The 1107-nt window shown below is 38.0% G+C and carries 1 protein-coding gene; it reads left to right on the top strand.

What is annotated here, in order from left to right; genetic code table 11:
• The first annotated feature begins 292 nt into the window (after positions 1-292).
• Positions 293-1048 (top strand): hypothetical protein, encoded by a 756-nt coding sequence (locus J5X91_RS17990; RefSeq protein WP_208835395.1) that lies wholly within the window; start codon positions 293-295, stop codon positions 1046-1048.
• Positions 1049-1107 lie beyond the last annotated feature (59 nt).

Below are 1107 nucleotides of genomic sequence, written 5' to 3' on the forward strand. Positions count from 1 at the left end.
CTACTGGCTAGACAAAAACGTGTACAAATTGAACGATACCATTCAAGCCGATCACTCAATACCATTTTGACCGAAAAGTGATCGGCATCGATGGTATTGAGTGATCTTGATGGATGGTATTAGGTGATCGGCTTAGATAGTATTAGGTGATCGCGATGCATGAGAATATGCACAGTGTGAATATAAACTTTATCGAAAGCTAAATAACCAAGCCTTTCACTCTTTAGTCAACGCTCCTGCAAAAAAGAAATATAGCGATTTTAGTAAAAATCTAAAACGCATGGCGTCTCATATGGATAAGCAACATGCAAAAATCTCAGATGAGGAAGCTGGGGCTAAGCCATCAATCTCTTTAGAGGAGCTAACTTCTAATTGGAGCGAGAATACACTTGTTTCAGATGAAAAAGCGAAATCATTATCCCGCTGGCTGGATGATAATTTTGAATTTGTAGATGAAGATAACGAAACAGAAGAAAAAAGACATGATGAACTTGTTTTGCTTACCAAGTTCAACGACGGGTACGATTCAGTTATTAGTACGCTTGATAAAAGAACGCCAGTATTTATTCTTTTTAACAACTATTTTAATGTAAAACCTTCTATTCATTTAGAGCATCTTGCGCAACGAGTCGATGGTAACTTATTAGACGACAAGTATTATGATTATGGGAATTTATGCTTGCTCAAGCTTCTTGGCTTCACACCGCGTGAGTTAGCAACATTAGGCTCAACTCCAAGTCCAAATATAAATGATACCGAAGCTCTGAAGATTTACCGGGATCAGCTTGATTCTAGAACATATCAATTAAATGCTGCGAGCGTAAGACTTACAAAAGAAATCAGATCGGTATGGATGCCGAATCCTGATCGACCAGAAGCAGATAAACTAAAGGTTATCGCTGACGGGCAATACTTAAAGGTAGTTGTTGAAGATGATCTTGGAGTTGATATAGAGCTTGATCAAAGATCAGAGGGGTTTCAGTGGTTAGTGTCATTCTTTGTAGTATTTTTCTCGGAAGCAATGGATAAGCGGAGTTTTTCAAGTTAGTTGTCGCATCAAATTAAATTTTATGCCGCCCGCATTGCTTCTTTTTTCTCTGGATTTAA

Origin of the sequence: Pseudoalteromonas sp. K222D, assembly GCF_017653575.1 — a bacterium.
GTDB classification, from domain to species: domain Bacteria; phylum Pseudomonadota; class Gammaproteobacteria; order Enterobacterales; family Alteromonadaceae; genus Pseudoalteromonas; species Pseudoalteromonas nigrifaciens.